This is a genomic window from Lachnospira sp. (assembly GCF_016290755.1).
Lineage (GTDB): Bacteria > Bacillota > Clostridia > Lachnospirales > Lachnospiraceae > Lachnospira > Lachnospira multipara.
On sequence record NZ_JAEEVD010000030.1, the window covers coordinates 1 to 15,014 of the forward strand.

Annotated in this window: 11 protein-coding genes; 2 read left to right on the forward strand and 9 right to left on the reverse strand. The window is 35.8% G+C overall.

The window, feature by feature from the left end; translation table 11 throughout:
• Nucleotides 1–156 precede the first annotated feature (156 nt).
• From QVA17_RS08085 to QVA17_RS08100, 4 genes are all read right to left on the reverse strand, one after another.
• Complete coding sequence (locus QVA17_RS08085; protein ID WP_287387723.1) at nt 157–1,038, reverse strand: ABC transporter ATP-binding protein; 882 nt, start codon at nt 1,036–1,038, stop codon at nt 157–159.
• 430 nt (nt 1,039–1,468) lie between these two features.
• A complete protein-coding gene (gene pflB, locus QVA17_RS08090; protein WP_287387725.1) occupies nt 1,469–3,721 on the reverse strand; it encodes a formate C-acetyltransferase in 2,253 nt (750 codons plus the stop codon).
• Nucleotides 3,722–4,076: 355 nt separating this feature from the next.
• Entirely contained in the window at nt 4,077–4,388 is a 312-nt protein-coding gene (trxA, locus tag QVA17_RS08095; RefSeq protein WP_027431221.1) for a thioredoxin, read from the reverse strand.
• Nucleotides 4,389–4,526: 138 nt separating this feature from the next.
• Nucleotides 4,527–5,510 carry a putative ABC transporter permease gene (locus tag QVA17_RS08100; protein ID WP_287387728.1) on the reverse strand — a complete coding sequence of 328 codons (984 nt, stop codon included), beginning with the start codon at nt 5,508–5,510 and terminating at the stop codon, nt 4,527–4,529.
• A gap of 157 nt (nt 5,511–5,667) precedes the next feature.
• Between QVA17_RS08100 and QVA17_RS08105 the strand changes: the two genes are divergently transcribed.
• Nucleotides 5,668–6,753: an asparaginase domain-containing protein gene (locus tag QVA17_RS08105; protein WP_287387730.1), complete on the forward strand. Its 1,086-nt coding sequence runs from the start codon at nt 5,668–5,670 to the stop codon at nt 6,751–6,753.
• Nucleotides 6,754–6,979: 226 nt separating this feature from the next.
• Here the strand turns inward: QVA17_RS08105 and QVA17_RS08110 are convergent, their stop codons facing one another.
• The 5 genes from QVA17_RS08110 to QVA17_RS08130 all read right to left on the reverse strand — a co-directional run bounded on the left by QVA17_RS08110 (nt 6,980) and on the right by QVA17_RS08130 (nt 13,779).
• Nucleotides 6,980–8,818 carry an ABC transporter ATP-binding protein gene (locus tag QVA17_RS08110; protein ID WP_287387732.1) on the reverse strand — a complete coding sequence of 613 codons (1,839 nt, stop codon included), beginning with the start codon at nt 8,816–8,818 and terminating at the stop codon, nt 6,980–6,982.
• A complete protein-coding gene (locus QVA17_RS08115; RefSeq protein ID WP_287387734.1) occupies nt 8,808–11,006 on the reverse strand; it encodes an ABC transporter ATP-binding protein in 2,199 nt (732 codons plus the stop codon). The genes QVA17_RS08110 and QVA17_RS08115 overlap by 11 nt, the downstream gene beginning before the upstream one ends.
• A gap of 9 nt (nt 11,007–11,015) precedes the next feature.
• Nucleotides 11,016–12,176 (reverse strand): C39 family peptidase, encoded by a 1,161-nt coding sequence (locus QVA17_RS08120; RefSeq protein ID WP_287387737.1) that lies wholly within the window; start codon nt 12,174–12,176, stop codon nt 11,016–11,018.
• Nucleotides 12,148–12,981: a prolipoprotein diacylglyceryl transferase gene (locus QVA17_RS08125; RefSeq protein ID WP_287387740.1), complete on the reverse strand. Its 834-nt coding sequence runs from the start codon at nt 12,979–12,981 to the stop codon at nt 12,148–12,150. Before QVA17_RS08125 ends, QVA17_RS08120 begins: the two co-directional genes overlap by 29 nt.
• Before the next feature lie 78 nt (nt 12,982–13,059).
• On the reverse strand, nt 13,060–13,779 hold the full coding sequence (locus QVA17_RS08130) for a YkgJ family cysteine cluster protein (RefSeq protein ID WP_287387742.1): 720 nt from the start codon (nt 13,777–13,779) through the stop codon (nt 13,060–13,062).
• A 177-nt stretch (nt 13,780–13,956) separates the two neighbouring features.
• Between QVA17_RS08130 and QVA17_RS08135 the strand changes: the two genes are divergently transcribed.
• Nucleotides 13,957–14,970, forward strand: coding sequence for a sugar kinase (locus QVA17_RS08135; protein WP_287387745.1), 1,014 nt, complete (start codon nt 13,957–13,959; stop codon nt 14,968–14,970).
• Nucleotides 14,971–15,014 lie beyond the last annotated feature (44 nt).

Below are 15,014 nucleotides of genomic sequence, written 5' to 3' on the forward strand. Positions count from 1 at the left end.
TGTAAAACACTTGGCATTGCACAAAAAAATTTAAGGCCTAACAATCCATTCATATTTTCCACCTCGCAGAAAACAATACTTATACTGTATTTTATTATAACATTTAAATACTTGGCAGTAAATAGAATCTATCTTTCAAAATCGGTTGTTTTGTTTTTATTCAAAATAATATAGATAAACATCTTCTAAATCGATATTGTTATCTACTCGCTTAACTTCATCTGGTAAATTATCATCAACAATTCTTAGCACCAATCCCTCTTTTCTTTGACGAACATTTCCAATTTTATAACGTCGTTGATAATCATCTAACTCATCTAAATTAATCTGTATTTCTCCAACTTTGCCATCCATTAATTCAATTAAATCTCTAGGAGTCCCATCAGCTATTATTTCTCCGTTTTTTAAAAGTAATACCTTATCTGCTATACACTCAATATCACTTACCACATGCGTAGCAAAAAGTATAATTTTTTCCTTACCTAATTTTGCGATATAATTTCTAATATTGATTCTTTCCTTAGGATCAAGCCCAGTTGTTGGTTCATCAAGAATTAAAATTTGTGGGTCACCAAGAAGTGCCTGAGCAAGGAGCACTCTTTGTTTCATTCCCCCTGAAAAACCTCCTATTCTCTTATAGGCCACTTTTTCAAGGTTCACAATTTGAAGCAATTCATCTATTTGCTTATTTTGATTCTTTATTCCTTTTACAGACGCCATATATTTTAAGAAAGATTTCGGTGTAAAATCTTCATAAAAGCCCTGTTGTTGCGGCATAAATCCAATTTTAGCTCTAAATTTAGCTCCTAACTTTAAAATATCAATAGCCTCATTTCCAATAGTTTCATCTAAATAGCTAATAGTTCCACCATTTTTATCTCGCCCTAAATTATCAGTTATAAGATTAATCATAGTACTTTTTCCCGCACCATTAGCTCCAAGTAAACCATATACTCCTGGTTTAAATGTATATGTTATTCCCTTTAAAGCCTCAACTTTTCCATATGATTTTTTTAATTCATTAATTCTTAGTTCCATACATACCCCTTAATATATAGCAAATACATGATATCAAAATTATAATTAAACAAATAAGCATTATTACTTGAAGCAAGATATTAGCATATAAGCCAATACATGCCGCAACGCCAAAAATAAAAATAAGTATTGGCATATAAAATTCGCTTTTTGCTTTTAATGAAAATATAAGTGTTATAAAAAGTGCATCAATTGTAAAAAATAGTCTTAATGCCAACACCAGCAAGTAATACCTTGCTATTGTCATTGATAAAAAGAAAGAATTCAGCTTACTTTCCATAAAAGTTATACTTATTACTGGTGCTGATAAAATTTAAAACCATACAAATAATGAATTTTCCATTTTTTAACATTAAAACAAGGGGCTTGTAGTAAACTACAAGCCCCTTGGCGTCCGAACTATATATTTAAATTTTATGCTTTTTAAAAATTACATTCTGTCATGGAATGTTCTGCTAATAACATCCATCTGCTGTTCCTTTGTTAAGTCGATGAACTTAACAGCGTAACCAGATACACGGATTGTGAAGTTAGCATACTCAGGCTTTTCTGGGTGTTCCATAGCGTCGATTAACTTATCCTTACCGAATACGTTAACGTTAAGGTGATGAGCACCCTGATCGAAGTAACCATCCATTACATTAACAAGGTTGTTAACTCTTTCTTCTTCATTATGACCAAGAGCGTCTGGGTTCATTGTCTGAGTATTAGAAATACCATCAAGAGCCCAACCGTAAGGTAACTTAGTTAATGAGTTAAGAGAAGCAACTAAACCGTTCTGCTCTGCACCGTAAGATGGGTTAGCACCTGGAGCAAGTGGAGAACCAGCTCTACGTCCATCAGGCATGTTACCTGTGTACTTACCGTAAACTACATTAGATGTAATTGTAAGAATAGATGTAGTTGGCTTAGAATTTCTATATGTATGTCTCTTCTTAATCTTATCCATGAATGTCTTAAGTAACCATACAGCGATGTCATCAGCTCTATCATCATCGTTACCATACTTAGGGAAGTCGCCTTCTGTTTCGTAATCAACGTTGAATCCTGTTTCATCTCTGATAACCTTAACCTTAGCATACTTAATAGCAGAAAGTGAATCTACTACATGAGAGAAACCAGCGATACCTGTAGCAAATGTTCTTTCAACATCTGTATCGATAAGAGCCATTTCAGCTGCTTCATAGTAGTACTTATCATGCATATACTGGATTAAGTTAAGTGTATTAACATAAAGACCAGCTAACCAGTCCATCATCTTATCAAACTTAGCCACAACATCATCATACTCTAAGTATTCTGATGTAACACGTGGGAATGCAGGACCAACCTGTTCTCTAGACTTAGCATCTACACCACCATTGATAGCGTAAAGTAAGCACTTAGCAAGGTTAGCTCTAGCACCGAAGAACTGCATTTCCTTACCTGTCTGTGTAGCAGATACACAACAGCAGATAGCATAATCATCGCCCCAGTAAACCTTCATAACGTCATCGTTCTCATACTGGATTGAAGATGTATCTACAGAGATCTTAGCAGCATACTTCTTGAAGCTTTCTGGTAACTTTGAAGAATAAAGTACTGTTAAGTTTGGTTCTGGTGAAGGACCCATGTTCTCAAGTGTATGTAAGAATCTGAAATCTGTCTTAGTAACCATTGAACGTCCATCAACACCCATACCTGCAAGGTCACAAGTTACCCATGTAGGATCACCTGAGAATAACTGCTGGTAAGCGTTTGGTCTAGCAAACTTAACCATTCTAAACTTCATTACTAAATGATCGATTAATTCCTGAGCTTCGCTTTCTGTTAATGTACCAGCAGCTAAGTCTCTTGAAATATAGATATCAAGGAATGTAGCAACACGACCAACTGACATAGCAGCACCGTTCTGTGTCTTAACTGCAGCTAAATAACCGAAGTATAACCACTGAACTGCTTCTCTAGCATCCTTAGCTGGCTTAGAGATATCGAAACCATAGCTAGCAGCCATAGCCTTCATACCCTTAAGTGCATTGATCTGATCCTTTAATTCTTCTCTCTGTCTGATGATTTCATCGTACATTGTACCATCACCACAGTTGTTGAAGTCATGAGTCTTCTCTTCAATAAGGTAATCAATACCGTAAAGAGCAACTCTTCTATAATCACCTACGATACGTCCACGACCATATGTATCTGGAAGACCTGTAATAACATGGCTATGTCTAGCAGCCTTCATCTCTGGTGTGTATGCATCGAAAACACCCTGGTTATGTGTCTTATGATATTCTGTAAAAACCTTATGCATATCAGGATCTGGTGTATAACCATTCTCTGTTAATGACTTCTCAGCCATTGCAATACCACCGTAAGGCATGAATGCTCTCTTAAGTGGTGCATCTGTCTGAAGACCTACTACTGTTTCAAGGTCCTTCATAGATTCATCAATATATCCTGGGCCGTAAGCTGTAAGACCTGAAACAACCTTTGTTTCCATGTCTAATACACCGCCGTTAGCTCTTTCCTGAGCCTGTAATTCCTGTAATCTACCCCAAAGCTTATCTGTTGCTTCTGTAGGGCCTGCTAAGAAACTCTCATCACCATCATAAGGTGTGTAGTTCTTCTGAATGAAGTCTCTAACGTTAACTTCTTCTTTCCAAAGTCTACCTTCGAAACCGTTCCACTGTTCAAACTGTAACATCGTTGAACTCCTCCTTAAAAAGCTATAAAAAATTAATATGTGTGTTTTTGATTGTATATTGTATACAATCACGCTTAAAATAAAATTTGCCATCGCATCAGTTAGATAATTAAATTAACTTTAACTTTGACAAATCTGTAACAATCTTAACCGCAAATATATATTAACACCTATTATTTTTATTTGCAAGACAACTATATCAAGTATTGAATTTAGTACAATCCAATATATTTGAAACTGCATTTTTTATAAAGAAAAGGCGGAGTTTGTCAGACCAATTCATAATCTAGCAAAACTCCACCTCCCAATGAAATTAAAAATAAAAGGTTATTGTAATATTGCGTATCTTAATTGATTAAAGACCCATAAAAGCCTTAAGTGCTGGTTCATTAACAAAACCAACCTGCTTGTTAGCTTCCTTACCATCCTTAAAAAGAATAAGTGTTGGAATTGACATAACATTGAACTTCTCAGCGATTGCTGGGTTCTCATCTACATCAATCTTTACGATCTTTACATCGTCCTGGCTAGCAGCTACCTTTTCAAGTACTGGTGCAAGCATCTTACAAGGTCCACACCATGTTGCCCAAAAATCTACTAATACAGGCTTATCTGAATTTAAAACTTCTGCTTCAAAATTGCTCTCTGTTCCATGAATAATTTGCATATTTTATACCTCCAAAATATAATCACATTTTATGGTTAATTGGCTCAATTAAATTGTGTACAATTATTTTATAACATATCACAATTTTAATTGCAAGGCTTTTTCCCTTTTTTTAGAAAATTTAGTTTCCTTTTATTTTTACTTTTTCATTAATTGCTTAATTTCATTCATTGCTTCACTATCCTTAAAAGTTGCCATTGGGTTTCTCTTAAGAATTCTTGTTAAGTTTCTAATTTGACGTCTATCTGTAGCTTTGACTTTATCCTCTTCCTTAGAAATTACCTCTAATGCTGCCTTTAAAATTGTCTCATCAATTAACTTCTTCTTTAAAAGTTCTTTAGCTGTATCAGAGGTTCTTGAAAGACTATTAAGCTTAGTTTCCTTAAAGGCTTCTAAGCTATCAGTAAGATCATTCTTCTTATTCTCTAGATACTTAGCAAAATGTAGTTTCTTTCTTGAAGCTATAAAAGAAAGTTCTCTTCTTTTTCTTCTATATTTCTTTCTGTTCTCAGCAAACTCGTCTTCAGCAAAGGCATAGGCAATTTCTAACTTATCAGCAACAAACTTAAGATGCTCATGTTCAGAAGAAATCTTATTAAGCATTGCTTTAAGATCAAGAGCTTCATTAGCAGAAACTGTCACATCCACACTAAAATATGCTGTAAAGATAAAAGCCAGAATCTCTGTTACATATACTGGAAGTCCTAAAACTAGCCCCTCAATAGGTGTATGAATCACCTTAATCATAAGGCAAGAAAAAATTCCCCAACATAGACTTGCGATTAAGCAAATGTGTCCATTTATATTTAAAAATCTCTTTGAATAATCCCAGTATTTAACTCCAAAGATTCTCTCCATTGCAGCCCCAGTAATGTATTCTAGAATTGTTGCTGCTATCATTCCAAAAAAGAAAACCGCCACTAGATTATCTCTAAACTTTATTGTGCTTATTAAAATTGTTACTGCTCCAGACCCATAAATTGGTAAAAAGGGTCCATGTAAAAAACCTCTATTGACTAATTCTCTTTTTCTTACTGATACATAGCAAGACTCCCAAATCCAGCCAATAAAACAATACAATGCAAAAAATATAATCCACTGCGTTAAACTATAATAACTCATGATATCTCCCTTAAATAATGCCTTTGGCGTAATTTAACCTAAATTAATTCTATCACATTTTCATAATCATTAGTTATAAATTATAAAGGCTGCCTCTTGAAACTTTGTCTTTGAAACAGTTACAATAAGAGAGAACATTTACTTAGGAGGTTTTTCTATGAATTTACATACAATATTTACTGGAGGAACTATTGGTAGTTTCCTTGGGGATAACGACCTTATTTCCACAGATAAGGGAAGTCCCTATAAACTAATCAATTTTTATAAGAAGAATTATGCAAATGCTACGACTATCAACTTTACAAGCTCTAATCCTTACACTTTATTAAGCGAGAATCTTGATGGTGACCATTTGAATTTACTCATTAAGGAAGTTAGTAAGGTTCTTGAAAATGAAGAGCTTGACGGTATTATCGTAACTCACGGAACAGATACACTTCAGTACAGTGCTGCTGTTTTAGGATACATTTTCAATGATGCAAAAATTCCTATTATTCTTGTTTCTTCTGATTTCGTTCTTGAGGATAAGCGTGCAAATGGCCTTATTAATTACCATGTTGCGGTGGAATTTATGAAGGCAAAGCTTGGCAAGGGCGTATTTGTAAGTTACTGTAACAAGGGTGGAATCCCTACAATCCACAGAGCTACAAGACTTGAGCCACCTGTAACATTATCTGCAGATGTGGAAAGTGTTAAGAAGAGTCATTATGCAATTTATTTAAACGATACATTTGAATTAAATGATCAGTATAAAAGCGATGACAAGAATCTAGAAAGTTTTACAAAGCTTGGACTTGAGGCTAAGGATATTATCTTAACTAATCAGTCTAGCGAGGTAATGCGTATTCGTCCATATGTGGGAATGACTTATCCTGATTTAGATGATTATATTGAAAATTTAGCCCAGGATAATATTATTAACGAAGAAGAGGGACATGAGAAATTTAGTAATTGTCTTGAAGCTATCTTAATTGAAAGTTTCCATTCAGGCACAATTCATGTCACAAAGGAATTAGAGGAATTAACTAACAGGGCTAAGGAGCTTAATATCCCAGTTTATATTACTGGTTTATCTAATAGCGAAAAAGCCTATGAAACTGTTGAGGAATATAGAAAACTTGGCATCATACCTTTAAGAGAATCTTCAATTATTTCTCAGTATTGTAAGCTTTGGCTTGCAGCTAGTAATGGTCTTAATGTTAGAGAGATTATGAATTGCTCTATTGCAGAGGATTGGGTGTAAAAATTTTGAACGCAGTGTAGACTTTACATTAAAGATTAGAAAAAATAAAGACTTGTGAAAATGTGATGATACATTTTCACAAGTCTTTTTGGCATCTGCCAGCTAATTCTTAGCTGGCTCCTTAACTTAAGGACATTCGGAATCCGCTTCGCTACTTCCTCATGAAAGCAGCTACACTTCGTGTTGATGCCATGAGGCTTTGCCTATGGCATCTGCCAGCTAATTCTTAGCTGGCGCTGCTTTCAAATTGAGAATTATAAAGGTCTGCATAGAAGCCTTTCTTTGCAATTAACTCGTCATGGCTACCTTGTTCAACAATATCGCCATCCTTCATAACTAGAATAATATCTGCATCTTTGATTGTAGATAATCTATGAGCGATTACAAAGCTTGTTCTTCCGCGCATTAAGTTATCCATAGCCTTCTGAATTCTTATCTCAGTTCTTGTATCTACTGAAGAAGTTGCTTCATCTAGAATAAGAATTGGGTTGTCGGCAAGAATTGCTCTTGCAATTGTAAGAAGCTGCTTCTGGCCCTGAGATACATTACTTGCATCTTCATTAAGCTCAAAGTCGTAGCCTCCTGGCAATGTTTCAATAAAGTGATGAGCATGGGCGGCCTTAGCGGCTGCGATTACTTCTTCGTCTGTAGCTTCTAGGCGGCCGTATCTAATATTTTCCATAATACTAGCCTTATAAGCCCATGTATCCTGTAATACCATGCCAAAGGCATCTCTTAAATCACGTCTGTTAAAGTCCTTAATGTTGTGGCCATCAACTAAAATTGCGCCCTCATCTACATCGTAGAATCTCATAAGAAGCTTAACCATAGTTGTCTTACCAGCACCAGTTGGGCCTACAATAGCTACCTTCTGACCTGGCTTTACGCTAGCACTAAAGTCTTTAATAATTGTCTGCTCTTTATTATATCCAAATTTAATATGTTCAAATTCAACATGACCTTCGATACCTTCAGTAGATACTGGATTTTCAACTTCCTGATCTTCCTCTTCCTCATCGAGGAATTCGAATACTCTTTCAGAAGCTGCAGCCATGGACTGAACCTGATTGATTACCTGTGCCATTTGCTGAATAGGCTGTGTGAAGTTCTTTACGTACTGAATAAAGGCCTGAATATCACCAATTGTTATTGTGCCTTTAATTGCAAGTAAACCACCTGTTAAGGCAACGCCTACATAACCTAAGTTACCAACAAACTGCATGATAGGCATCATCATACCTGAGAAGAACTGTGACTTCCAAGCTGAACTGTATAAGACATCATTAGTCTTATTAAAATCATCTACGAAATCCTTCTCCTTGTTAAATGCCTTAACAACTAAATGACCACCATAAGTTTCCTCGATTGTACCATTGATGTGGCCTAAGTATTCCTGCTGAACCTTAAAGTATTTCTGAGATCTCTTTATTACAAAAGAAATAAGTCCCATAGATACTGGTAAAATAACTAATGCAATAAGAGTCATTAATGGGGAAATGCTAAGCATCATAACAAGTACACCAATCATTGTGGCAACTGATGTAATAATCTGTGTGATACTCTGATTCAAGCCCTGACTTAAGGTATCAACATCATTAGTTATTCTTGATAAAATCTCACCGTAAGTTCTTGTTTCAAAGTACTTCATAGGTAATCTATTAATCTTTAATGAGATTTCCTTACGAAGCTGATAACTTACCTTCTGAGTAATGCCTGTCATAATCCAGCCCTGAATTAAACTGAATAAAGCACTAAATGCATATAGTAATAAAACAAATATTAAGATTTTTCCAATCTTTGTAAAATCAATTCCACCTGTTCCAGCAATTTTACTTAATAAACCTTCTGAAAGTGTTGTAGTTGCCCTACCTAAAACTTTTGGACCTACTACTGAAAATACAGTAGATATGGCTGCCATTATCATTACAATAATAATGGCTATTTTATAACGGCCAATGTAGGCAAGTAATTTTCCAATAGAGCCTTTAAAATCCTTGGCTTTTTCTACTGGCATCATTCCTCTACCTGGGCCTCTTCTTGGTCGATTGTTTGTATTATCTGCCATTATTATCACCTCCGTAGAGTTCTTCCTTTGACAACTGTGAACTTGCAATCTGTCTGTAAGTCTCACAATTTTCCAATAATTCCTTATGTGTACCCTTACCTACAATTTCACCATCTTCCATAACTAAGATCTGGTCTGCATGAAGGATAGTGCTAATTCTCTGGGCAACGATAATTACTGTTGCATCAGATACATTTTTAGCAAGTTCAGCTCTAAGCTTAGCGTCTGTCTTTAAATCGAGAGCTGAGAAGCTATCATCAAAAATGTATACCTTAGGCTGCTTTGCAATAGCTCTCGCAATAGATAATCTCTGCTTCTGACCACCTGAAACGTTACTACCACCCTGAGCTATAGGGCTGCTATAAGTATCTGACTTCTTATCAATAAATTCAGTAGCCTGTGCAATTTCGGCTGCCTTTACAACATCCTCACGACTTGCCTCATCTCTACCAAACTTAATATTTGACTCAATATCTCCTGAGAAAAGAACGCCCTTTTGTGGCACAACGCCTAAGGCATCTCTTAAATCATGGAGCTTTATATCTCTTATATCTACGCCATCAAGGCTAATCTTTCCCTTTGTAACATCGTAGAGTCTAGGGATAAGGTTAACCAAGGTAGATTTACCACAACCCGTACTACCAATAATAGCTGTAGTTTCTCCTGGTTTTGCTGTAAATGTAATGTCTGTAAGCACATTTGCCTTAGCATTAGGGTACATAAAGTCTACATGATCAAACTCAATAACACCCTTAACATCACTTACTTCCTTAGTTTCCTTTGCATCCTTGATACTTGGCTTAGTTACTAAAACTTCATCAATTCTTTCAGCTGCTACAATCGAACGAGGTAACATAATTGAAAGGCCTGTAAGCATAAGGAAAGACATTACAATCTGAATTGCATATGTTAAGAAGGCTGTCATTGTACCAACCTGCATAACACCCATGTCGATTCTCTTAGCTGAAACCCAAACAATAAGTACTGAAAGACCGTTCATTAAAACTGTCATTACTGGCAACATGAAAGTCATTGTTCTATTAGTGAAAAGTGTTGTCTTTGTAAGGTCTACATTGGCAACATCGAATCTTTCCTCTTCGTGCTTTTCTCTACCAAAAGCTCTAATAACTGGAATACCTGTTAAAATTTCTCTCGATACGAGGTTAACTCTATCCACTAACTTCTGCATTGCCTTAAACTTTGGTAATGCAATAGCCATTAAAAGTCCTACAAAGCCTAGAATAACAACAACCGCAAGAGCAATAACCCAACCCATTCCGGCCTTTGTATTAACAACTCTTATAACACCACCAATACCTAAGATTGGAGCATATAAAATCATTCGAAGCATAAGTACTGCCACGAACTGGATTTGCTGAACATCGTTAGTTGTTCTTGTAATAAGAGAAGCTGTTGAGAACTGATCCATTTCTGCATTAGAGAAACTCATAACCGTTGTATATAACTGTCCTCTTAAATCTCTACCAATACCAGCGGCAACTCTAGATGCAAAATAGCCAACTAAGATTGTTGCAACTGCAATAACAAGTGCCATTAAAAGCATCTTAAGACCTGCAATTATAAGGTAGTGTGTCTGATATGCATCCATATCCATTCCTGCCTTTTCCATCTCAGCCTTAGCATAAGTAATTGCAGTAGTCTTAATTAGGCTCTCGCCCATTGTGTCATAGTTTTTTTGGAATTCCTCTCTAATCTGACTAACCATAGCTGAGTAGTCAGTTACACCAGTTGCAGCATAAGCGCTTGCATCAGAGCCTTGATTTGCATCAGCCGCTGTTGTATCGGCTGCATTAGCACTAGACTCCATCTCCTGACTAACGGCATTTACTATCATTATTACAAATGCCATGTCCTCGTCATATTCTGAGAGTTTTTCTTCACTCTTAACATTTAAAACATAATTTGATGATTCCTCATCGAAATCGTAACTATTTTCCCAAATCTTTAATTCTTCTTCATTCATGAAAAATTTGGCAAATTCGTAATCGCTTGATGTTATCTCCTCAGGAAGTACATGGTCTACTCCACCATTGATAATTCCCACATCAATAATGTTTGATGTGTACTGAGGCAAGCCTAAATCACAGTAAGCCTGTAGACCAAGTAGTGCTACAATAAGGATTACTGTCTTCCAATAAGGCGCAATTGCCTTTAGAATTCTCTTCATTGATCCTCCTTAATAAATTAATACTGCTTGAGAAAACTGTGCTTTGTATCTTAATCTAAATGCTGTAAGGGAATATTCCGTTGCACACCCCTTCATTGGATCTGCCATAATGACCTTGTCATTTTCCTTGTCAAAACCAATTAATACTAAGCAATGTTCTCCTCTTAAATAGCCCATGGGCTGTCCCTCATATGTCCATAAAATATTGTTATCTCCCACTGACTTCATGTCTTCGGTAGCCCAGACAATTACTGGATGACCTGCGGCAACAAGGCCAAGTAAAGAGTCAACATCTGTTCCGGAAATGTTACCAATTACTAAACTATTCACGCCTCTAGCCTTTAGGTAATTTTGAGCGCAATTACACAAAGCCTCTGCGTAACAACCGTAACTAGAGTCTGTAAAAACATTCCCTATATATTTTGTAAAATAGTTATCCCCTTTCTCGCCAATATCTAGATAGTTTGCAAGGATCTCCTTATCGCAATCCACCCCTAGATAGTTAAGCACCATGGCAAGTGAAGTTATCTCACAGCCTGATGGCATATCTGGCAACTGGGAAAAGCATGTAAAATCATCTAATTCGTACCTTGATGCTGCAGTTGCAAGGACGCTCATATTTATCTTGTGGTAATTGTATAAATTACCCACCCAAATAGGCTTCGTTGCAGAAATGTAAGAATTCTTAACATAGCCCTCATCTGTATCTGTGGCTACTTTGGTGTAATTCTCCCCGATTTCAACTACAACAACTTCATCTCCATAGTAAAGCTCTCCAACCTTACTAGCTCTGTCATTATTGCCGCTTCTAATCCAACAATAGACTAGAGCATAGGCAATTGCTCCCTCTTTATCACTAACAGCACTGCCAGATTCTAGAGCCGCGCTATCAGTAGTTTGAATTATGACATCCATCTGAGTACTCTCTGCCGTGTCTAATTCTGTGCTTTCTTCTTGCACCCCTTCAGTTTCTCTTATGCTTTCTTCGTCCGCTGCAACACTTGGCATGTCGGATAAAGTGACCTTTACAGAATTTTTTACTTTATTGCTTTTAATGGCAGATGAAAGGATAACTGCCAAAACAATAAGTACAGGAACTGCAACAATTAGCAAATGTTTCAATTGAAGCTTACTTAATTTTTTAAGAAATCTTCTGCCCCTCTTTTTCATAGAATCTCCTAAATAGCTTATGATTTAATATAAGTAACACAATACCAATAACTACCATAATTATAGAGATAAACTGTGATGTTGATAAAGGTCCCACACTACCTCTGACATCACCTCTAAAAATTTCTATTATAAATCTACCTACGCCGTAAGTTAAGAAATAAAGAAATCCCACATCACCAGGAAGTAAGTGCTTTCTTGATGAGTCTCCACCGTGGATATTCTTCCAAGCTGTATAGCCCCACTTACGAGAGATAAAGATTAATAGTGCCATATTTAAAAAGTCCCCAACAGAACTCATTAACTGAGTTGGGATAAGGCGTACGCCTGATGGTGCAAATAAGCTGCTCTCTGGGAATACTACCCCAAAATGGCTAGTTGTAACTTCTCCATAGCAACAACCAGCAAGGAAACATCCGATTCTACCAAAACCCTGTGCTAAGGCGATTTCTGGCATTACTAAATCAAAATACTCCATGAAATTAAGCTTCTTAATCTTGCAATATAAGAAGTTAAATAAAACACCAAATATGATTCCTCCATAAACCACAAATCCTGCAGAGCCAAGAACAGCCATTGGATCTTTTAAAAATGAGTCAAATTCCACTATGATATAGAGGAACTTAGCTCCTAAGAAACCTGAAATACCAGCAATAATCGCAATATCAATAATTGCCTCGTCTTTTAATTTATATCTTTTAGCTCGAAACTCCGCTAAAAGCATGGCAAAAATAAAGCCCAAGGCAATCATAAAACCGTAACCATGTACAGTAAAATTGCCGATTGTAAACAAATCTGTCTTCATACATCTCTCCCTTTTAATTGTTTTGCATTAATAGATTTTATTACAAAAAATTCCTTTTTGATATAACTTTATATTTATTTAATCAAGGTTTAATTCTTTTCTAACTTTTTTCAAACGCATAGAAAATTCCCTATAAAAACCTGTTAAATTCTTGGCTCTATAAGCGGTCTTATAAAAGCTCTTAAGATTATAAAGATTAAAAATCTGTCTATTCTCTTCTGATAAATTGGCCATTTCAGCTCTAACATCACATAAATACTTATGCCAATTTGAAGAAAAGCTTGAATACTCCTCTAAATCCTCAATTCCAAGCCAATTCTTAACCTTAACCTTAGCTAAGCCATCCTTATAACACTGATTCTTTTGTAAAATGTAATAAAATTTATCAGAACTTTCCCAATAACGTCCAAGGGGAAACATTCTGCAAATACCTGGTCTGTAACTGTGAATAGTGCATCTGTCACTATCATTTAAAAAACTACAGGCTCTAGATTCATTTTTCATATTAATATTGGGTAAAATAATCCCATCAACGAGATTAAGTTGGATATATTCACTAGCTAAAAGGGAGTCAAAGTCGCTAAATTTAAGGCTTTCACCCGCCTCCTGTTCTTCTGCCTCCTTACTAGCCCTTATTATTTCGAAAATGTCACGAGGATCAAGAACGATATTATTATCCATATCCTTACAACACATTGCAGCGCAACCACTGCAACCACTAGTCTCTGCCTTAACTAAATCATTATCTGTATATAACTTACCATCAGATATCTCATCTAATGAAACTTCTCTAATCATTCTCTCTCCTAATTATAACTTATTTTGTTATTATTTTGTTATTTTTTTGTCGAAGAAATCCACTATTCAAGCGAAAAACTCTCATTTTTCATTATAGCATTATTGACTTTAGTGTGCTACAATGTGTAATTGTGTTTAATAAAAAATTTATTAGGCAGTTAAGGAGATTAAAATAAAATGCAGAAGGAAAAAATTATCACATTCGGTGAGCTTATGATGAGACTTTCACCGGAAAACAATGAGCGATTTACACAGGCTCACTCTTATGAAGCAGTTTATGGTGGTGGAGAGGCCAACACAGCTGTTTCATTATCAAATTTTGGCGTAGATGTCGACTACGTTACAAAGTTACCTTGTCATCCAATTGGACAAAGCGCTGTAAACTCTCTTCGTCAATATGGCGTTGGTATTAATAGCATTGTTCGTGGTGGCGATCAGATTGGTATCTATTTTCTAGAAAAGAAGACATCACAGAGACCAACTAATGTAATTTACAACAGAGCTGGTTCAGCATTTGCCCTTGCTAAGGAAGAAGATTTTGAATGGGACAAGATTTTTAAAGGCGCAACATGGTTCCACTTCTCAGGAATTACACCTGCTATTTCAGATGAAATGGCTAAGATTACACTTATTGCTTGTAAAAAAGCTAAGGAACTTGGTCTTACAATTAGCTGTGACTTAAATTACAGAAGCAAGCTTTGGTCTAGTGAAAAAGCTTGTGAAGTTATGACAGAGATTTGTAAGTATGTAGATGTTTGTATTGCTAACGAGGACGATGCAATCGGCATCTTCTCAATGGATCCAAGCAAGGCTGAAAATGTAGAAAAGAACGCTTACATCGCTGGCGAACTTACAAAGATGTTCCCTAACTTTAAGTGTGTAGCTTCTGTTTGGAGAGAAGAAAGAACAATTACAACTTTCAAGCTTCAGTCTATGATTTATAAAGATGGAAAGGCTTATTATAGCAAGGAATATTTCATGAATATTCTTGACTACATCGGTGCTGGTGATGCTTATTGTGCTGGTATTATCTATAGTTTCATCAATGACTATGATACACAGAAGGCAGTAGAATTTGCTAATGCAGCAAGCTGCTTAAAGCACACAGTATCTGGTGACTTTAACTTAGTAACTGCTGAAGAAGTTAATAAGTTAGCATTTTCAAAGGCTGGAAACGAAGTTTCAAGATAAATAAAAGAATTTCATAAAAACTAAGCTATGGCTGTGGAAAACGT